The organism is Oryzomicrobium terrae (assembly GCF_008274805.1).
In the GTDB taxonomy this organism is placed as follows: domain Bacteria; phylum Pseudomonadota; class Gammaproteobacteria; order Burkholderiales; family Rhodocyclaceae; genus Oryzomicrobium; species Oryzomicrobium terrae.
On record NZ_CP022579.1, the window covers coordinates 960,605 to 980,348 of the forward strand.

The following is a 19,744-nucleotide window of genomic DNA, read 5'->3' on the forward strand; positions in this document are numbered from 1 at the left end:
CACCCGGTATGGCTGAAGATAGCGATCTCGAACGAACAGAGCAGCCAACAGGCAGGCGGCTCGAACAGGCCCGGGAAGAGGGGCAGGTCCCCCAGTCACGAGAGCTGGGGGCTTTTCTCGTCCTCATCACCGGTGCATCGACGGTGTGGTTCATGGGGGGGTATTTCGTTGACCGCATGCTCAAGGTCTTCAAAAAGGGCATCGCCTGGGATCGTCAGCTCGCTACCGACTCCAATGTTTTGCTGGTTCGCTTGGCGGATGTGGCGACCGATGCTGTTTTCGCTCTCTGGCCTCTGTTTTTGGTGTTGATCATCGCTGCCGTCGCTTCTCCGTTTTTCCTCAACGCCTGGAATTTCTCCTCCAAGGCCTTCTCTCCGAATCTCAATCGCCTGAATCCCATGAGCGGGATGGGGCGCATTTTTTCCTGGAATGGCCTGGTCGAGTTGGCCAAGGCGGTCGTCAAGGCGGGGCTGGTCGGTGGCGTCGCCATCTGGGTCATCTGGCGTGAGATCGATCAGCTGCTGGGCCTGTCGTCCCAATCGCTGGAAGCGGGCCTGGCCGATGCCGGCCACCTGATGGCCTGGAGCTTCCTGGTGATTGCGGCGGCCATGGTGCTGATCGTTGCGGCGGACGTGCCGTTTCAGCTGTGGCAGTACTACGACAAGCTGAAAATGACCAAGGAAGAGGTCAAACAGGAAATGAAGGAAATGGAGGGTAGTCCCGAGGTCAAGGGGCGTATCCGTCAGTTGATGCGTGAAGCCGCTCGCAAGCGCATGATGTCCGCCATTCCCAAGGCCGATGTGATCGTTACCAACCCGACCCACTTTGCCGTGGCCCTGGCCTATCAGAGCGGCATGAAAGCTCCCAAGGTGGTGGCCAAGGGGATGGGGGTGATTGCCTTGAAGATCCGGGAGATCGGCACTGAGCACGGCGTGGCATTCCTGGAGGCCCCGCCCCTGGCTCGGGCCTTGTACAAACACGTCGAACTCGAAGCGGAAATTCCCGGTACTTTGTACAACGCCGTCGCCGAAGTGCTGGCCTATGTGTATCAACTGCGCCGCTACCGAAGCGAGGGGGGCGATTATCCGGTGCCGCCGCGGGATCTGCCGATTCCGCCGGAACTGGTGCCGCCGGCTCCGGCCGAACCGGCCTTGGCTGGAGCGCTAAATGGCTGACGCCACCGCAGCCCTGCGCGGCCTGTTCGGTCGCATGTCGCCTCAGCAGTTGGCGGGGCCGATCCTGATTCTGATGATCCTGGCGATGATGGTGCTGCCGCTGCCCGCCTTCGCCCTGGATATTTTCTTCACCTTCAATATCGCCCTGTCGATCATCGTCTTGCTGGCGGCGATCAATACCCAGAAGCCCCTGGAATTCTCGGTTTTTCCAACCCTGCTGCTGGTCACGACCCTGCTGCGCCTGTCGCTCAACGTGGCGTCGACCCGGGTTGTGCTGTTGCACGGTCATGAAGGGCCCGATGCTGCCGGCAAGGTGATCGAGGCATTCGGCCACTTTCTGGTGGGGGGCAACTACGCTATCGGCCTGATCGTCTTCCTGATTCTGGTGGTGATCAACTTCGTGGTGATCACCAAGGGTGCCGGCCGGGTCGCCGAAGTGTCGGCGCGCTTTACCCTGGACGCCATGCCGGGCAAGCAGATGGCCATCGATGCCGACCTCAACGCCGGCCTGATCGGCGAGGACGATGCCCGCAAGCGCCGCTCTGAAATCGCCATGGAAGCCGACTTCTACGGTTCCATGGACGGTTCGTCGAAATTCGTCCGTGGCGATGCCGTTGCCGGTATCGTGATCATGCTGATCAACGTCATCGGCGGCTTGATCATCGGCGTGCTGCAGCACAACATGGATGCCGCTACCGCCATGAAGCAGTATGTGCTGCTGACCATCGGCGACGGCTTGGTGGCTCAGATCCCGGCACTGATGATTTCCATTGCCGCCGGTATGGTGGTGACCCGGGTGGGCGATACCGAACCGATCGCCCAGCAGTTCCTCAGCCAATTGCTTTCCAACAGCCGCGTGATGGGCGTGACGGCCGTGATCGTCGGCGGCTTGGGCATCATCCCGGGCATGCCCAACCTGGTCTTCCTGCTCTTCGCCGGTGTGTTGGGCTACTACTCCTGGCGGCTGTCGAAGAAAAGCGAGGAGGTGGTCAAGAGCAAGCCTGTGCCGGTGCAGCCCAAAGCAGCGCCGGAGTCCCAGGAAGCGTCCTGGAACGACGTCTTGCCAGTGGATGTGTTGGGCCTGGAAGTGGGCTACCGTCTTATCCCGCTGGTCGACAAAGGGCAGGATGGCGAATTGCTCAAGCGCATTCGCGGTATCCGCAAGAAATTTGCCCAGGAAATCGGTTTTCTCGTTCCTTCGGTGCATATTCGCGACAATCTGGAGCTCAAGCCCAACACCTACCGTATCCAACTCAAGGGCGTGGAGATCGGTAGCGGTGATGCCTTCCCGGGCCAGTTCCTAGCGATCAATCCGGGGCGCGTCGCTGCCGAAGTCCCGGGTAACAAGACCATCGATCCTGCGTTTGGGTTGCCGGCGGTATGGGTCGATGCCACCCTCAAGGATCAGGCCCAGGCCTTCGGTTACACGGTGGTGGACGCCAGCACCGTGGTGGCTACTCACCTCAACCACCTGATCATGTCCCATGCCGCCGAGTTGCTCGGCCGCCAGGAAACCCAGGCCCTGGTGGATTACGTCAGCAAGGAAGCGCCCAAGCTCACCGAAGATCTGGTGCCGAAGGTCCTGCCGCTGGGCACCCTGCAGAAGGTCCTGCAAAACCTGTTGGACGAGGGGATCACGATCCGCGACATGCGAACCATCCTGGAAACCCTGGCCGAGCAGGCGCCGCGCAATACCGATGCGGACGCCCTCACTGCCCAGGTGCGCCAGTCGATGGGCCGTGCGATCATCCAGCAACTTTATCCCGGGGGGGCGGACATGCAGGTCATGGCCCTCGATCCGCAGTTGGAACGCATCCTCGTTCAGGCCGTGTCCGGCTCTGGCGAAGGAGCGACCATCGAGCCCGGCCTCGCCGATACCCTGGTGCGCGAAACCGCCACGGCGGCGCAGCGTCAGGAAGAACTTGGCCTGCCCGCCGTGCTGCTGGTACCCGGCAGCATTCGAGCCCTCCTGTCCCGTTTCCTCCGTCGCTCGGTACCCCAGTTGAAAGTCATTGCCCATTCGGAAGTGCCTGAGACCAAGATCATCAAGGTGACCTCGATCATCGGAGGTAGGTCATGAACGTCAAGAAATTCATTGCGGCCAACGCCCGGGAGGCGTTGCGCAAGGTCAAGGAAACCCTCGGGGCCGATGCCATCATCCTCTCCAATCGCGGTGTCGCGGGCGGGGTCGAAATCATGGCGGTGGCTGCTCGGGACATGGCGGCCATTGCGCCGGGGGCGTCCCGGGACGAGCAGGGCTTGTCCCGTCCTAACGTGATGCCGCGTGAACTGGAAAACAGCGACGATTACTCGGTCAGCCTGTCCGCCGCCCGCAAGGCAGCGACGGCACCGGTGCGGCCGACGCCGATGCCGTTGGCCGATCTGGCCGGTGGCGCGCCCCCCGCGCCGGAGCAACGTCCGGCGCCTGCCCGTAGTCTTGCTCCGGAGGCGGCGTATGCCCCATTCCGGCAGATTCGCCAGGAAAATCGCCAGGACCATGGTCCTGCGTCCCGAAATGCCGAACTTCCTCGTGCGCCGCAACCTTCCCACGAGCCCGCTGCCGCCAGCGAACTGCGCCGCGCGATTCGCCCCGAGGCGGCGCCGCGGATGGAGGAACCGGCGGTATCCCACGCCGTGATGGACGAACTGCGCGCATTGCGCAAGGTGGTGGAGCAGCACCTGGCGGGCTTCAGCTGGGCGGAGACCGGGCGTACCGAGCCGGGCAAGACCCAGGCGCTGGCCCAGCTTCTTGATGCCGGCTTTTCGCCACAATTTGCCCGTGATTTATTGTCCGGACTTCCCTCCGGGCTGGATGCCACCCAGGCCATGATGTGGGTCAAGGGAGCGGCGGACCGGTCTTTGATGACGCTGTCGTCCGACGCCGACATCATCGAGCAGGGGGGGGTCTATGCCTTGGTCGGTCCAACCGGTGTGGGCAAGACCACCACGACTGCCAAGCTTGCAGCCCGTTGCGTGGTGCGCCATGGTGCAGCCAAAGTCGCGTTGGTAACCACCGACGGTTACCGGATCGGGGCCCACGAGCAACTGCGCATTTATGGCCGCATTCTGGGGGTGTCGGTACATCTGGTCCGCGATGCTGCCGACCTGCGCCAGACCCTGGCGGAGCTTTCCCACAAGCACATGGTGTTGATCGACACCATGGGGATGAGCCAGAAAGACAAGCATGTACAAGAACAGATCGCCATGCTGGTATCCGGCGGCAGCGTACGCCGTCTGTTGCTGCTTTCCGCGACCAGCCGGGGCGATACCCTGGATGATGTGATCCGCGCCTATCGGGGGGAACAGCCAGGGGATGGCGTGGCGGGGTGCATCCTGACCAAGGTGGATGAAGCAGCCAGCCTGGCGACTTCCCTGGACGCGGTAATCCGTCATGGCCTGTCCCTGCATTACGTCTCCAATGGTCAGCGGGTGCCTGAGGATCTCCATCTGCCCAATCGCAACTACCTGCTGCACCGTGCTTTTCGTGATGTGCCTGGTACCTCGCCGCACCGCTATTCCGGGGTGGAATCGACCCTGGTGATGGCCAATGCCGGCTTGTCCACCACGGGTGGCGGCCATGGCTGATTTCTACGTCGACCAAGCTGCCGGATTGCGCCGCCTGTTCGGCCAGGAGCCGGTTCGGGTCGTCAATTTCATCGCGGGGCGGACAGGCGTTGGGAGGACCGTCGCCTTGGCCCAACTGGCCGCAACCCTGGCGCGCCAGGGTCAGGAAGTGCTGGTGCTTGATGAAAACATCCGCAAGCCTGTGGCCGATTTGTTTGGGGTTCCGCACCGCGCCGACCTGTTCCAGGTGATGAATGGCCATGTGGCGATGGCCGAAGCTCTGTTGCCCGTTTGTGCGGGTGTGACCGTGCTGCCGGTGGCCCGGGCGATCCGCGCCATGGCTGGCTTCAACCCGGCGCAGCAGCGCGCCCTGGTCGGCGCCTTGGAGCAGATCGACCGTCCAGTAGATGTGATCCTGGTGGATAGCGCCCAGGATAATCCGGCCGGGGTGTCTCCCCTGGGGTTGGCTGCCAGCGAAACGATGGTCGTGGTATCCGGGGATACCGCGGCCATTACCGAGGCCTATGCCTTGATCAAGCGGATGAGCATGACTTATGGGCGCCGGCATTTTCGTGCCCTGCTCAACAATATCCGCCTTCCGGAAGAAGCGGCGGCGATCTTCGACAACATGGCCCAAGTGGCTGCCAGCCGCTTGGGGGTGCGTGTGGACCTGGCGGCAACCTTGCCCCACGACGAGGCCTTGCGGCGCGCTGTGCAGGTTGCCCAACCGGTCATCGGCGCCTATCCCGATAGTCCGGTTGCTTATGCTCTGCGGATGTTGGCTGCCGACCTGATGACTTGGCCTGTCGCCGATTCCCAAGGACCGGGCGGGCTCGGACAGTTCACCCAACAGCTGTTACACTTGAGCCAACGCATAACGCCTGCCGCCGTCCACGCCGGATAGCCAGTACCAGAGCCGATGTATACCCCCGCCGGACAGCTGGACAGGGAGCAGCTGATCCAGCATTTTGCCCCGCTCGTCAAACGTATCGCCCATCACCTGATGGCGCGGTTGCCTGCGAGCGTGCAGGTGGATGACCTGGTCCAAAACGGCATGATCGGCCTGCTCGATGCCATCGGCCGCTACGAGAGCGGACTCGGCGCCCAGTTCGAAACCTATGCCACCCAGCGCATTCGCGGTGCCATGCTTGATGGCTTGCGCGAGAACGATTGGCTGCCGCGGGGAATCCGGCGTGAGTTACGCCGCGTCGAAAAGGCGCTACATCAGTTGGAACATGCCCAGGGGCGTTCCCCGACGGAGCTGGAACTGGCCGAGGCCTTAGGTATGCCCTTGGCGGACTACCAGCGTCTGCTCCTGGAGGCACGGGGGCATCAGATCCTCTATTTCGAGGATTTCTCCGAAGAAGAAGGCGAGTCGTTCCTCGATCGCCACGTCAGCGACGACGACACCACGCCGTTGCAACAGCTGGAAGAGCAGGCCCTGCGGCAAGCCCTGGTCGAAGGAATCGATGCGCTCCCGGAGCGGGAAAAGCTGGTGATGGCGCTGTACTACGAAGAAGAACTAAATCTGCGCGAGATCGGTGAAGTCCTCGGAGTCACCGAATCGCGCGTCTGCCAGCTGCACAGCCAGGCGATTGCCCGGCTGCGTGCCCGAGTCCTGGGCGAGGAGGGGAAAGTGAAGAAAACCAAGAAGGGGCGTCATGGATAAGATCAGCCTGATCGGCTTGGTGGTAGGTATAACCGCGATCGTCGGGGGACAAATTTTTGAAGGCGGGCACATTGGCTCTCTCATCCAGCCGACGGCCTTTGTCATCGTGATCGGCGGTACCTTGGGCGCCATTCTTCTGCAAAGCCCCTCGGCCACCTTCACCCGGGCGGTGCGTATGCTCAAGTGGGTGGTGTTTCCCCCCCAGGTGGAGTCGAAGCGTTTGATCGACCAGGTCGCGAACTGGAGCCAGATTTCCCGTCGTGAAGGTTTGCTCGCCCTTGAAGGGTTTATTGCCGCCCAGACCGACCCTTTTTATCGCAAAGGCCTGCAACTGCTGGTGGATGGCGCCGAGCCGGAGCGGCTGCGTGAAGTGCTCGAAGTCGAGATCGGCGCTTATGAAAACGATCTCAAGCTGGCGGCAAAAGTGTGGGAATCGGCAGGTGGCTATTCGCCCACCATCGGCATTCTTGGCGCAGTGATGGGCTTGATCCACGTGATGGAAAACCTGACCGACCCCTCCAAGCTTGGGGCCGGTATCGCTGTGGCCTTTGTTGCCACGATTTACGGGGTTGGCATGGCTAACCTGGTCTTGATCCCCATGTCGAAAAAACTGCTGGCCTATGTCGGCCGCCTGGTGACCGCGCGGGAAATGTTCGTGGACGGCCTAGTGGGGATCGCCAACGGGGATAATCCGCGCATCATCGAAGGCCGCATGCGCGGCTACTTGGGCTGACGGTCATGGCACGGCGGCGGCGTGGCCACGAGGAGGAGCACGAGAATCTCGAACGCTGGCTCGTTTCCTACGCAGACTTCATCACCTTGCTGTTTGCCTTCTTCGTGGTGATGTATGCCATTTCCTCGGTGAACGAGGGTAAGTACCGGGTTTTATCCGACTCTCTGGTCTCGGCCTTCCGCAACGTTCAAGTAGTCGGTGCAGGGCAGATGAACATCGTTACGCCGCCCAACGCCTCGATCAAGCAGATCGTGGTCAAACAGGATCCGCAGACTGCTGCGCGTCGGCAAGCCCAGCGCGACAAGATGCGCAACGTGGCCCAGGACATCTTCCGGGCTCTAGCCCCCTTGGTTCGACAGGGCAAGGTTCGGCTGGTGGAAACCGACAAGGGGGTGACCATCGAAATCGCCGACAGCGTGCTGTTTTCCCCAGGGCAGGCGCAACTGGAGCCGACGTCGGCCCAGGCGTTGCGCATGGTTGGCGAAGTGCTGGCACCGACCGAGTTTCCAATCGTGGTCGAGGGGCATACCGACAATGTGCCGATCCGCACGGCCTTGTATCCCTCCAACTGGGAATTGTCGGCGGTGCGTGCCACCACGGTGCTGCGCCTCTTTGCTGATGCCGGGGTGTCGCCCCAGCGGCTGACGGCCATTGGCTACGGCGAGCACCGGCCAGTCGAGGGCAATGACACTCAAGAGGGGCGGGCACGTAATCGGCGGGTTTCCATCTTGATCGAATCGGCAATTCCCGCCGAGCCAGAAGTGCCACCGCCGGCTGCGCCGCCCTCTGCCCCGGTTAGCGGCGATGGCGTGACCCCGTCCCCGGCGGCGGCTTCGGCAGTGGGCGCGGCCCTTGACGGCGGTGCCGGGAGCGGGGGACGCTAGGTCTTCTTTATGGGATAAAACAGAACGCCCTCCAGTGGAGGCGTTCTGTTTTTGTATTCGAGAGATGAGGCGTCAGACCGAATCAATCAGGCGGCTGCCGGTCCCGCCACCCCCGAGCCTTTGGCCGTCCGGACCATAAACGTCTGCGGCGGGGGCTTGGTTGCGTTGGAGGAGTACCTGTAATGCGCCGCTGGTGTTTTGCATGCGTAGGGCGATCAACTGCCCGTTCTGCTCGTTGAGTTGCTTGGCCCGTTGCGCCTGGTGTTGCAGTTGTGCCCAGGTATGGCGTATTGCCGGTGTTCCGTGGGCAGCAAGCCAGGCGTCGATTCCCTCGCGATCTGCCGTGTACCCCTGGGATTGAATCAGGCGGTTACGTTGTTCCGCGAATTGGTTGAGCTGTTGGACCAGCAGTGCTTTGGCGGCAACGATATCTTCCAATGCATCCACACGCCCGGCGCTCAGATCGGCCTGCTCGCTCTCGAGCAAGGCGGCAAACTGCGTTACGGCTGCCACTTCTTGGGAGAGCGTGCTGGCAAAGGTGTCGGCAGCGGAAGATGGTGGAAGCAGTCCCATGGCGATGGAGGATGGCAGCGCGGCTTGGCGCTAGTCAGGCCTGGCGACCACTCGCCCGTCCCGGGCTGCCTTGAATCAGTTCCCGGGCGGTGTCCAGCAGTCGGTCGGCAATGGCGCCGGAATTGATCGAAAAGCGACCTTCGCTGATGGCTTGGCGGATCGCCGCAATTCGGCCTGCATCGAAGGGTGAGTCGGTTTGTGCCGTATCCTCGCTGCGCGACAGGCTGACCCGAACGTCCTCGCCCGAAGAGGCTTCGGCGGTGCGGGTCTGTTGCCGGGTGCGCACATCGGTAGCGGCGTAGCCACTAGAGGTGCTGGCGGGAGGAGTGGCAGAGGGTGAGATTTTCACGGTAGGCCTCTGAAAATAGTTTCCTTGCAAATTCTATCGGCAAAAAAGCGAGAAACTTGAGGCCCATCGAACATATTCCGATGCCGAACACGGCAACCGGTAACGAACCCGCTGTAATTGTAGCGGATTACGGGGCAGGCGGGCCGGTCGCTTGTCGGGCCCGATCTGCAATCAGTAACTGAGTTCTACGATGCCGCCTTCTCGGGCGATGCCGCTGACGGTTTGACCGTTGCCTGTCCGTACTTGTGCCATCTGCCCCTCGGCAGCGTTGGAGAGCGCTGTGCCGTCGGCGCTGGCGGAAAATCCCGCGCCTTGGGAGATCAATTTGACGGGTTGGCCTTGGCGTACAACCAGTGGAGCGATTAACTGGTCGCCACGAATCGGCTGACCTGCGGCGATGCTGTTGCGTAAGCTTTTACCCGCCAATTGATTGACGTCGGTGATGACGCCTGCGGGCAAGGCGGCCAGATCGCCACTGGCCAAGGCCACGTCCGCAGCCTGCAGGGGCTGATTGGGTGCCAGGGGCCGTGCGGCCACCAGGTAGTTGCCGGCCACGCTCACGGTAACCGGGACAAAGACGGTCCATCCTGCTGGAGCGTTGCAGCGTACCCCCACGGTGCTGCGCCCCCAGAGGCGGGCTCCATTCGGTAAAAATGCCTCAACTGTCGGGCATGGGCTCAGCTGAGTACGAGGATCGAGCGCGCCGATACGGGTGGTGACTCGGCCTGGCAGGCCCTGTGTCTGGGTCGCCAGGAACCGGTCGACAGCGTTGATCACCACGGCCTCCATACCCGTGTTTTGGGCGTGGGCAGGTGTCGAGGCTAGAACTGGCAGGGCGGTGAACAGCAAGGCAAGCAAGCGGCGCATAACGGAGGCAGGAGGGTGGGGGCAAGGGGCATTGTGCCCCAGCAATCCCGTTCCCGGCAAAACTTGCCGCCGGTAAGGTGGCGGAGAATGGTTTGCCGATTTGCAGGGATAAGCAGGAGGCTTGCGGCGGCCTGGGGCGCAAGGCTGGAGGGCGGTAGCACGGCAAGGAATGGGGCTGGCATGAAATCCGCTTAAGGAGAGTCAGTCAAATTTCTCCGCGAGGGTACCGTGGCCAATAAGCTCGATCAGCTCATCAACGTCCAGCGCCAGGCGCTCGGCGTGCGCGCCCAGCGCCAGCAGATCCTGGCGGCCAACATCGCCAACGCGGATACCCCCCACTACAAGGCGCGGGACATCGATTTTCAGTCGGTTCTGGCGGACTCCCTGGCGGGCAAGAATCAGAGCAGCGGCGTCGATCTGTCCCGCACCAATGCGCGCCATCTGGCCGGCACCGGTACGCCCTCACCGTTCCCGGTGCTGTACCGCCGCGATACCCAGTCGAGTGTGGATGGGAATACCGTCGATATGGATACCGAGCGCGCCGCTTTTGCCGACAACTCGCTGCACTACGAGGCGGCCGTGACCTTCCTTACCGGCCAGTTCCGCACCATGCAGACCGCCGTGCAAAGCAACAACGGCTGATCCGGCGCGCCCGGACGACGAACAGGAATCTGAATCATGAGCATGTTGAGCGTTTTCAATATTGCCGGCAGCGCACTCACTGCCCAGTCGATGCGGCTTAATACCGTGGCCAGTAACCTGGCCAACGCCGATTCCCTGGTGTCCGCCGATGGCCAGCCCTACAAGGCCAAGCAGGTGGTGTTCGAGGCCACTCCGATGGGGACGACCCAGGCGTCCATGGGGGTCAAGGTGCAACAGGTCGTGGATAGCGCAGCGCCGCACCGGCTCGTCTACGACCCGCGCAGCCCAGCGGCCAATGCCGATGGCTACGTGACCATGCCCAATGTGGATGTGGTCGAAGAAATGACCAACATGATTTCTGCTTCGCGCTCCTACCAGACCAATACCGAAGTCATGAATACGGCCAAGACCTTGCTGCTGCGCACCCTGACCCTGGGCCAGTAAGGCCGCCGACTCTTCGATAGGAATTCATCATGGCAACCGTGCAAAACTCCACCAGCCAGACGGACGACGTCCTGGCGGCTTACCGCCAGTCCACCTCGTCGACGAAGAAAAGCGCCACTGAGGAAATGCAGGACCGCTTTCTCAAGCTGCTCGTCACCCAGTTGCAGAACCAGGATCCGATGAATCCCCTGGACAATGCCCAGATGACCCAGCAACTGGCGCAAATCAACACGGTCAGCGGTATCGAAAAGCTCAATACCACCATGACCCAGATGATGGGGTTGTATAACTCGGCGCAGGCCATGCAGAGCGCCTCGTTGCTCGGGCGGCATGTACTGGTGCCGGGCTCCGATCTGGCCCTGGGCGAGAAGGGGGCGATGGGGGGGGTGGAGTTGGGCGCTGCTGCCGATGCCGTGACGGTTTCGATCAAGAACGCCGCGGGTGAAGTGGTGGCAACCGAGCAGCTGGGAGCCAACTCCGCCGGCAGCTTTGCCTTTATCTGGGATGGCAAGAATAGCGATGGTGAGGCCCTGCCTCAGGGGAACTATACCTTCGAGGTGAGTGCGACCCAGGGTGGCAACAAAGTGACCGCGAATGCGCTGGGACTTGGCACGGTAAGTGCTCTTGTTCGTGGAACCAATGGCGGCTTCCAGCTCGATCTTGGCAGCGGTCTCGTTAATTTTGAAGACGTGCGCCAGATCCTCTGAGTCCGGTTGCAGCAACAGAACAGCAAATAACAGGTTAAGGAGCCAAGCATGGCATTCCAGCAAGGTTTGAGCGGACTCGGCGCTTCGTCCAAGGCCCTCGATGTGATCGGCAACAACGTCGCCAACGCCAGCACCGTGGGATTTAAATCGGCCAGTGCGCATTTTGCCGACGTCTTTGCCAATTCCCTGTCCGGTTCCGGCGCCTTGCAGGTGGGTATCGGTACTGCCCTGGCCTCGGTGGCCCAGCAATTCACTCAGGGCAATATCACCACGACCAACAATCCCCTGGATATCTCGATCAACGGCCAGGGGTTCTTCCGCATGAGCCAGAACGGCTCTATCTCCTATACCCGCAACGGCCAGTTCCACCTGGACAAGTCCGGCTACATCATCAATGACCAGTCCCTCAAGCTGACCGGCTACCCGGCGGACCCGAACGGGGTGATCGTGCCTTCCACTCCCCAGGAATTGCAGATCAGCTCGGCCAACCTGTCGCCGGTGGCGACGGGGGCGAGCGTGGGTGCCGCTTTCAAAGGGGTGTCGATCAACGGTCTCAACCTGGATTCGCGTGCGGAGTTGCCGGCAGCCTGGTCCAGCACCGTCTCCCCGGCGCCGGTGCCTCCCGCAACGCCGGTTGGTCTGGAAACGGTGGATCCAAAGTCGTACAACTACTCGACTGCTGTGTCGATCTACGACTCCCTGGGTAACCCCCACACCATGACCTATTACTTCCGCAAGACTGCCACGCCGGGGCAATGGGAAGTACGGGCCAACGTCGATACCACCCGGTTTGCCAACGTGGACCTCGGTGCTGGCGCGGGGGTCCCCATCAATCTGCAGTTCGATAGCAACGGCAAGCTGACGTCGACGATGCCGATTGCCGCCGTAACGATCGATCTTGCCGGTCTCTCTGCCGACCAGATCGCTGCGGGCATCAACAAGCCGAATAGCGCTACCACGCCGCTCAAGTTCGGCCTCGATTTCACCGGCTCGACACAATACGGTGCTACTTCCGGCGGTGGTCGCCTGGAGCAGGACGGCTACACCTCGGGGCGCCTCAACGGGATTTCTGTGGGTGAGGACGGTGTTATCCAGGGGCGCTACAGCAACGGCCAGGCACGCAACCTGGGACAGGTGGTGCTGGCCAACTTCCAGAACCCCAATGGTTTGACTAGCCTGGGCGGCAATCAGTGGGCCGAAACCTCTGTGTCCGGTCAGCCGACCGTTGGAGCTCCCAACTCGGGCAGTCTGGGGACGCTGCAATCCAATTCCGTCGAGGAATCCAACGTGGATCTCACTGCGGAGTTGGTGAACATGATCACCCAGCAGCGTAACTACCAGGCCAATGCCCAGACCATCAAGACTCAGGACACCATCATGAACACTCTGGTGAACCTGCGCTAACGTCCGCTAACTTCGATCCGACTGCGACATCACGATGGACCGCCTGATTTATACGGCCATGACCGGCGCCAAGCATGCCTTCCTGAGGCAGGCTGGGGTTGCGCACAACCTGGCCAACGCATCGACCACCGGCTATCGCAGCCAGGAACACCAGTTCCGCGCGGTGCCGATCCAGGGCGAAGGCATGCCGACTCGGGCGTTCGTGGTGGATGCAGCGGTCAAGGATGTGCTGGACCAGGGGCCGATGAGCTTTACCGGCCGTGCCCTCGACGTCGCCATCAAGGGGCAGGGCTGGATCGCCGTTCAAACTCCCAACGGCCAGGAAGCGTATACCCGGGCCGGCAACCTGCAGGTCAGTGCCAATGGCCAGCTGCAGACCCCCGAGGGTTACGCGGTGCTGTCCAACAGCGGTCCGATCGCCGTGCCCCCGGACAACCGGGTGTCGATCGCTCCGGACGGCACCGTGTCGGTGGTGCCTCTCTTCGGCACCCCCAACGTTACCGATGCGGTCGGGCAGATCAAACTGGTGAACCCGGACCCGGCCAGCCTGGAACGCAGTGCCGACGGCCTGTTCCGCCAGAAAAACGGCCAGCCGGCCGATGCCGACCCCAATGTGCGTCTGGCCACCGAAACCCTGGAAGGCAGCAACGTGAACGTGGTGGATACCATGGTGAGCATGATCTCCATTGCCCGTCAGTTCGAGATGCAGGTGAAGATGCTGCAAACCGCCGATACCAACGCCCGGAGCGCCGACCAAGTGCTCGGCGTGAACAGCTAACCGACTAGAACAATAAGGATCGGCCCCCATGATTCGTTCGCTATGGATCGCCCGTACCGGCCTCGACGCCCAGCAGATGCAGCTGGACGTGATCGCCAACAACCTGGCCAATACCAGCACTAACGGCTTCAAACGGTCCCGGGCGGTCTTCGAGGATCTGCTCTACCAGACCCTGCGCCAGCCCGGAGCCCAGTCGTCGCAGCAGACCCAGGTGCCTTCCGGTCTGCAGCTCGGCACCGGGGTAAAGCCGGTATCCACGGCGCGCATCTTCACCCAGGGCAACCTGCAGAACACCGGCAACTCCCTGGATGTGGCGATCAACGGCAACGGCTTCTTCCAGATCCTGATGCCTGACGGCACCATCGGTTATACCCGGGACGGTTCGTTCCAGCGTGACAACCAGGGGCAGTTGGTCACCTCCAGCGGCTATCCGCTGCAGCCCAACATCACCATCCCGCAGAACGCCCTGACCATCACCATCGCCAAGGACGGCGTGGTCAGCGTCACCCTGCCGGGTACACCCAACCCGCAGCAGCTGGGTCAAATCCAGCTGGCCAGCTTCATCAACCCGGGTGGCCTGCAGAGCCAGGGCGAGAACCTGTTCCTGGAGACCGCCGCCAGTGGCGCCCCCCAGCCGAACATTCCGGGGACCAATGGCCTGGGGGTGCTCAACCAGAATTATGTGGAAACCTCCAACGTGAACGTGGCCGAGGAACTGGTGACCATGATCCAGACCCAGCGCGCCTACGAACTCAATTCTAAGGTGGTGTCCACGTCCGACCAGATGCTGGCCCGGCTGACACAGCTCTAAAGTAAGGCGCCAGGGCTAGCAAGGAGGCTGTGATGAATGCTCTTACTCGATTGCATGGATGGGTGATGCCGGTCTTGGCCGGTGCGTTGGCCATCCTGAGCGGTTGTACCTCGGTGCCGCCGACCAACGTGCATCAACCGATGACGGCCCGTCCCCAGGCGCGACCGGAAATTGTTGCCGGTAACGGCAGTATTTTCCAGAACGCCAACTTCCGCCCCCTGTTCGAGGACCGGCGTGCCCGTTTCGTGGGCGATACCATCACGATCAGCATCACCGAGAACACCAACGCGTCGACCAACCAGGCGACCAAGGCCTCGCGGGATGGCAGCATCAAGGCGGCGGTGCCGACGTTGAGCGGGTTGCCCGGCAAGAGTTTCCTCGGCATGGGGCTGGATGCCTCGTCCAATACGTCCCTGGATGGCAAGGGTCAGTCCAACAACACCAACGTGTTCTCCGGGACCATTACCGCCACGGTGATCGAGGTGCTGCCCAATGGCAACCTGCTCGTGTCCGGCGAAAAGCAGGTGTCGGTGGGGGCACAACAGGAGTTCGTTCGCCTGTCCGGCGTGATCAATCCGCTCTTTGTCGGCCCCAACAACACCATCGCCTCGTCCCAGGTGGCCGATGCGCGGATCGAGTACAAATCCGCTGGTTTCATCAGCGAAGCTCAGGTTATGGGCTGGTTGGCACGATTCTTCCTTACAGTTCTCCCGTTCTAAGTCGATTTCTCGGGAGGGGCCATGACCGGTCCTCGTAAGTCTGTTCGTGGTGCGGCGGCGATGCTGTGCCTTGCCGCCGTGGTTGCCCTGGTCGCCTCGACGCCGGCGCGTGCCGAACGTATCAAGGATCTGGCCTCGGTGCAGGGGGTGCGCAGCAACCAGCTGCTTGGCTACGGCCTGGTGGTGGGCCTGGATGGTAGCGGTGACCAGACGACTCAGACCCCGTTTACCGTTCAGAGTCTGACCAATCTCCTTTCCCAACTTGGCATCAACTTGCCGGCCAACGGGCAGCCTCCCCAACTGCGCAACGTGGCGGCGGTGATGGTGACGGCCGCGTTGCCGGCCTATGCCAAACCGGGGCAGCAAATCGACGTTACCGTCTCGTCCATGGGCAATGCCAAGAGCCTGCGGGGCGGTACCCTGCTGATGACGCCGCTCAAGGGGGCCGATGGCCAGGTCTATGCCATGGCACAGGGCAACCTGTCGGTTGGCGGGGTTGGTGCGACCGCTTCCGGCTCCAGCGCCCAGATCAACCACCTCTCTGCCGGGCGGATTCCGGCCGGGGCGACGGTGGAGCGCGAAGTGCCGACGGCGGTCGGTCAGGGCGGCTATATCCATTACGAATTGAATACGGCGGATTTCGATACCGCTCGGCGCATCGTCGACGCCATCAACCGGGAGGTCGGACCGGTGGCTCAGGCCGTCGATGGCCGCCAGATCCGGGTGGCGGCGCCGGACGATCCGAATGCCCGCATCGCCTTCCTCGGTCGCCTTGAAGGCATCGACGTCAAGCCGGCCATGCTTCCCGCCAAGGTCATCCTCAATTCCCGTACCGGCTCGGTGGTGATGAATCAGACTGTGCGGGTCGATCCCTGCGCCGTGGCCCACGGCAACCTGTCGGTGGTGATTGGCAGCCAGAATGCGATCAGCCAGCCCAATGCCTTCTCGCAAGGGCAAACCGCGGCCACCAGCAACGCGGATATCCAGATCAAGCAGGACGGCACCGCCTTGATGAACGTCCGCGCCGGGGCCAACCTGGCAGATGTGGTCAAGGCGCTCAATACCCTGGGGGCCAAGCCCCAGGATATGGTGGCGATCCTCCAGGCGATGAAGGCGGCAGGCGCCCTGCGTGCCGAACTGGAAGTGATCTGATCCGGAGTACACTGGCGTGATGAAGGCTTACGACCCCTCCACCCAGCGACTGGCCGGCGATCTCCGCACCTCTGCGGACATCAAGGCCAAGATGGCCACCGACCCCAAGGGGGCGCTGAAAGAAGCTGCGCAGCAGTTCGAGGCCCTGTTCCTGCAACAGGTGTTGAAAAGCATGCGTGACACCGTTCCCCAGGACGGTCCCTTCGATAGCGAGGCCACCCGCTTTTACACCGGCATGCTCGATCAGCAGTTGGCGACACGCTTGGCCAGTTCCGGCCGGGTTGGGCTGGCCAAACTGATCGAACAGCAGTTGGGGCGCAACATGGGTCTCTCTCCCGATGTTGTCGCAGCGGGTGCGGCTAAGGATGCGGCACAGCCTGACGTGGCTACGCCGACCCCGGAGCAGTTGCTCAACGGGCTGCGGTCAAATTTGCCGGAGGGCATGGAGACGCTGCCCCCTGGCCTGCAAACCAAGGTGGCTGCTGCGCTTCAGTCCCTGGCGAGCGAGCAGCAGCGGGCCAAGGTGATGGAAGCCGGTCGGGCGGCAAACCTTGCCACCTCTTCCGTGGCGGTGGCGCCGGCTGGTGGTGATGGACGCAGCGATGGCAGTCCGGCGCGTGATTTCGTCAGCCGGATTTGGCCTCATGCGGTGGAAGCTTCGCGCAGTACCGGGATTCCGGCCCAGTTCCTGGTGGCACATGCCGCTCTGGAGTCGGGGTGGGGGAAGAGTGAGATTCGCCGCGGTGACGGCTCTTCTTCCTACAACCTGTTTGGGATCAAGGCCGGCCGCAGCTGGCAGGGCGGGGCTGTGGAGGCCGCAACCACCGAGTACGTAGGGGGCGTCGCCCAGCCCAGTCGCGAGAAATTCCGCGCGTACGGCTCCTATGCCGAGGCGTTTCGCGACTACGCGAGCCTGCTGCAGCGCCCGCGCTTTGCCGGCGCGCTTAATTCAACCGATGGCACGGAGTTTGCTCGATCTCTGCAGCAAGCCGGTTATGCCACGGATCCGATGTACGCGGACAAGCTTTCCCGCATCATCAACGGCGCCACCCTGCGCCAGGCACTCTCGGGCTGAGAACCCACGTTGTAAGGACGTTTTCGCCTGATGCAGCTGTTCCCGTTGGCTGACCCCGGCTCAACTTTTTCTGATTGCGGCCGTAGACAAGGCCAGTCGGGAGCATCAAATGACGGGCATATTCAGCATCGGGGTCTCGGGCATCAGCGCTGCCCAGTACGGACTTCTCACCACTTCGCACAACATCACCAACGCCAACACGGCGGGGTACAACCGGCAGGTCATTTCTCAGGCCACCAACGTTCCCCTGCCCACCGGCGCCGGTTTTGTCGGCCAGGGTACCCATGTGCAGACGGTTCGCCGCATGTACAACGAGTACCTGTCGCAGCAGGTGGCCCAGTCCCAGACCTCGGCCAGCGAGCTGGATACCTATTACAAGCAGATCTCCCAGATCGACAACCTGTTGGCGGATTCCAATGGCGGGCTTTCCCCGGCCCTGCAGGAATTCTTCAAGGGGGTCCAGCAGGTGGCGGCGAACCCGGCCAACGAAACGGCCAGGGGAACCATGGCGTCCACGGCGGTGACCCTGGCAGCCCGCTTCCGCTCCATGGAAGACAAGCTGACCAAGATCTACGAGGGAACCAACCAGCAGATCACCAGCACGGTTTCCCTGATCAACTCCTATGCCAAGCAGATCGCTCAGATCAACCAGCGCATCATCGAGGCCGAGGCGGCGACTAACCAGCCGGCCAACGACTTGCGTGATCAGCGCGACCAGTTGGTGTCCGATCTGAACAAGGAAGTCCGGGTGACCACGCTCACCCAGTCCGACGGCAGCTTCTCGGTGTTCATCGGCTCCGGCCAGCAGCTGGTGGTGGGCCCCCAGGTCAATCAACTGGGTACCCAGCCCTCGGCTGCCGATCCGTCCCGTATCGCCGTGACCCTCACGACTGGCAACGTCGCCCAGGAAATGCCGGAGTCGATCCTCAGCGGCGGCAATCTGGGGGGCTATCTGACTTTCCGCTCCGAATCCCTGGACGGGGCGCGCAATACCCTGGGCCAGATGGCGGCTTCGGTGGCGCTCACTTTCAATGCCCAGCAGTCCTTGGGCCAGGATCTGCTCGGCAACGTGGCCGGCGATACCGGCTTTGCTTCCCAGCTGTTCCAGATTTCCCAGCCCAAGGTCATCCGTAACGCCACGGCGACTAACACCGCCTCGTTCACGGCCAGCCTGCAGCAGCCCCAGTCCAACGGCAACTTCAATACCCTGCTGACCAACAGCGATTACGAGCTGCAGTTCGGTGCCGGTGGCGCCTACAACGTGGTGCGGCTGTCGGATAACCAGAGCGTGGCCAGCGGCACGGTGGCGAGTGTGCCGCCCGCCACCACCACGGTCAGCTTCGACGGGGTGCAACTGGATATCAGCACCGCCGGTGCCAACGGCGATCGCTTCACCATCCAGCCGACCAAGGAAGTGGCTCGCAACTTCAACGTGAACTCGGCGGTTTCCGGCGATCCGCGGCTGATTGCTGCCGCCACTCCGATCCGCGCCAGCGCTGCAACGGCCAACCAGGGCGATGCCACGATCACCCAAGGGACGGTGGGTTCCGGTTACCTGCTGCCGGCCACCCCCTTGACCTTGACGTACACGACCTCTGCCATCGCGCCGCCGAGCCCGTCCAGTACTGGCCTGAGGGGCTTCCCGGTAGGGGCAACAGTGGTCGTGACCAATGCTAGTGGCGTGGCCACTAGCACCACCATCGCGGCGGCCGGTGATGCGGTTGCCTTCAACTCCGGCGATACCATCACCATCAACGGGCCCACGGTCAATAACGTCAGCTTCAGCATCAGCGGTACCCCCAAAGCGGGCGATACCTTCACGCTGGCGAAGAACACCGCCGGAACCACCGACGGCCGTAACGCCAACCTGATGGGCTTGCTGCAGACACAGAAAACCATGGCCGGCAACACTGGCACCGGCCAGGGAACATCGACCTTCCAGGATGTGTATGGCTCCCTGGTGGGGCGTATCGGCAACAAGACCCGGGAGGTTCAGGTCAATGGCGATGCCCAAAAAGCTCAGCTGGAGCAGGCCACGGCCTCCCAGCAGGCACTTTCCGGGGTGAACCTGGATGAAGAAGCGGCCAACCTGATCAAGTACCAGTACATGTACCAGGCGTCGGCCAAGATGCTGCAGGTTGGATCGACCATCTTCGACACCATCCTGTCCATCGGCCGCTAAGACGGCGGATAGCCGA

The 19,744-nt window shown here is 62.3% G+C and carries 20 protein-coding genes; 17 read left to right on the plus strand and 3 right to left on the minus strand.

From position 1 onward, the window contains the following. The first annotated feature begins 8 nt into the window (after positions 1 to 8). Genes flhB through motD form a run of 7 tightly spaced genes read left to right on the plus strand, consistent with a single transcriptional unit; the run spans position 9 to position 8,025 of the window. Positions 9 to 1,175, plus strand: coding sequence for a flagellar biosynthesis protein FlhB (flhB, locus tag OTERR_RS04435; RefSeq protein ID WP_054620515.1), 1,167 nt, complete (start codon positions 9 to 11; stop codon positions 1,173 to 1,175). Beyond that, entirely contained in the window at positions 1,168 to 3,255 is a 2,088-nt protein-coding gene (gene flhA, locus OTERR_RS04440) for a flagellar biosynthesis protein FlhA (protein ID WP_054620514.1), read from the plus strand. The genes flhB and flhA overlap by 8 nt, the downstream gene beginning before the upstream one ends. Beyond that, positions 3,252 to 4,760, plus strand: a complete 1,509-nt coding sequence (gene flhF, locus OTERR_RS04445; RefSeq protein WP_054620513.1) for a flagellar biosynthesis GTPase FlhF — start codon at positions 3,252 to 3,254, stop codon at positions 4,758 to 4,760. The genes flhA and flhF overlap by 4 nt, the downstream gene beginning before the upstream one ends. Beyond that, positions 4,753 to 5,643 (plus strand): MinD/ParA family ATP-binding protein, encoded by an 891-nt coding sequence (locus OTERR_RS04450; RefSeq protein ID WP_149424983.1) that lies wholly within the window; start codon positions 4,753 to 4,755, stop codon positions 5,641 to 5,643. The genes flhF and OTERR_RS04450 overlap by 8 nt, the downstream gene beginning before the upstream one ends. Positions 5,644 to 5,658: 15 nt before the next feature. Then, positions 5,659 to 6,408, plus strand: coding sequence for an RNA polymerase sigma factor FliA (locus OTERR_RS04455; protein ID WP_054620511.1), 750 nt, complete (start codon positions 5,659 to 5,661; stop codon positions 6,406 to 6,408). After that, positions 6,401 to 7,141: a flagellar motor protein gene (locus OTERR_RS04460; protein ID WP_054620510.1), complete on the plus strand. Its 741-nt coding sequence runs from the start codon at positions 6,401 to 6,403 to the stop codon at positions 7,139 to 7,141. The genes OTERR_RS04455 and OTERR_RS04460 overlap by 8 nt, the downstream gene beginning before the upstream one ends. 5 nt (positions 7,142 to 7,146) lie before the next feature. Beyond that, positions 7,147 to 8,025: a flagellar motor protein MotD gene (gene motD, locus OTERR_RS04465; RefSeq protein ID WP_149424984.1), complete on the plus strand. Its 879-nt coding sequence runs from the start codon at positions 7,147 to 7,149 to the stop codon at positions 8,023 to 8,025. 72 nt (positions 8,026 to 8,097) lie between these two features. Here motD and OTERR_RS04470 read toward each other — a convergent pair whose 3' ends face one another. From OTERR_RS04470 to flgA, 3 genes are all read right to left on the minus strand, one after another. Next, on the minus strand, positions 8,098 to 8,598 hold the full coding sequence (locus OTERR_RS04470; RefSeq protein WP_149424985.1) for a flagella synthesis protein FlgN: 501 nt from the start codon (positions 8,596 to 8,598) through the stop codon (positions 8,098 to 8,100). Positions 8,599 to 8,632: 34 nt separating this feature from the next. Continuing rightward, positions 8,633 to 8,947: a flagellar biosynthesis anti-sigma factor FlgM gene (gene flgM, locus OTERR_RS04475; protein WP_082396662.1), complete on the minus strand. Its 315-nt coding sequence runs from the start codon at positions 8,945 to 8,947 to the stop codon at positions 8,633 to 8,635. A 171-nt stretch (positions 8,948 to 9,118) separates the two neighbouring features. Further along, positions 9,119 to 9,724, minus strand: a complete 606-nt coding sequence (gene flgA / locus OTERR_RS04480; RefSeq protein WP_281290348.1) for a flagellar basal body P-ring formation chaperone FlgA — start codon at positions 9,722 to 9,724, stop codon at positions 9,119 to 9,121. 318 nt (positions 9,725 to 10,042) lie between these two features. On the opposite strand from flgA, the gene flgB reads away from it, so the two are divergent. From flgB to flgK, 10 genes are all read left to right on the plus strand, one after another. After that, complete coding sequence (gene flgB / locus OTERR_RS04485) at positions 10,043 to 10,456, plus strand: flagellar basal body rod protein FlgB (RefSeq protein WP_054620506.1); 414 nt, start codon at positions 10,043 to 10,045, stop codon at positions 10,454 to 10,456. 36 nt (positions 10,457 to 10,492) lie between these two features. Continuing rightward, positions 10,493 to 10,900 carry a flagellar basal body rod protein FlgC gene (gene flgC / locus OTERR_RS04490; RefSeq protein ID WP_054620505.1) on the plus strand — a complete coding sequence of 136 codons (408 nt, stop codon included), beginning with the start codon at positions 10,493 to 10,495 and terminating at the stop codon, positions 10,898 to 10,900. A gap of 29 nt (positions 10,901 to 10,929) precedes the next feature. Next, positions 10,930 to 11,607 carry a flagellar hook assembly protein FlgD gene (locus OTERR_RS04495; protein ID WP_149424987.1) on the plus strand — a complete coding sequence of 226 codons (678 nt, stop codon included), beginning with the start codon at positions 10,930 to 10,932 and terminating at the stop codon, positions 11,605 to 11,607. Positions 11,608 to 11,655: 48 nt separating this feature from the next. Continuing rightward, positions 11,656 to 13,011, plus strand: a complete 1,356-nt coding sequence (gene flgE / locus OTERR_RS04500; RefSeq protein WP_054620503.1) for a flagellar hook protein FlgE — start codon at positions 11,656 to 11,658, stop codon at positions 13,009 to 13,011. A gap of 34 nt (positions 13,012 to 13,045) precedes the next feature. Further along, entirely contained in the window at positions 13,046 to 13,789 is a 744-nt protein-coding gene (flgF, locus tag OTERR_RS04505; protein ID WP_054620502.1) for a flagellar basal-body rod protein FlgF, read from the plus strand. Positions 13,790 to 13,817: 28 nt separating this feature from the next. Beyond that, a complete protein-coding gene (gene flgG / locus OTERR_RS04510; RefSeq protein ID WP_054620501.1) occupies positions 13,818 to 14,600 on the plus strand; it encodes a flagellar basal-body rod protein FlgG in 783 nt (260 codons plus the stop codon). Positions 14,601 to 14,632: 32 nt separating this feature from the next. Then, a complete protein-coding gene (locus OTERR_RS04515; protein WP_246154333.1) occupies positions 14,633 to 15,319 on the plus strand; it encodes a flagellar basal body L-ring protein FlgH in 687 nt (228 codons plus the stop codon). 21 nt (positions 15,320 to 15,340) lie between these two features. Next, a complete protein-coding gene (locus tag OTERR_RS04520; RefSeq protein WP_425466025.1) occupies positions 15,341 to 16,471 on the plus strand; it encodes a flagellar basal body P-ring protein FlgI in 1,131 nt (376 codons plus the stop codon). Between the two features lie 19 nt (positions 16,472 to 16,490). Then, complete coding sequence (flgJ, locus tag OTERR_RS04525) at positions 16,491 to 17,546, plus strand: flagellar assembly peptidoglycan hydrolase FlgJ (RefSeq protein ID WP_149424988.1); 1,056 nt, start codon at positions 16,491 to 16,493, stop codon at positions 17,544 to 17,546. A 109-nt stretch (positions 17,547 to 17,655) separates the two neighbouring features. Next, positions 17,656 to 19,728, plus strand: coding sequence for a flagellar hook-associated protein FlgK (gene flgK, locus OTERR_RS04530; RefSeq protein WP_149424989.1), 2,073 nt, complete (start codon positions 17,656 to 17,658; stop codon positions 19,726 to 19,728). The last annotated feature ends 16 nt before the right edge of the window (positions 19,729 to 19,744 follow it).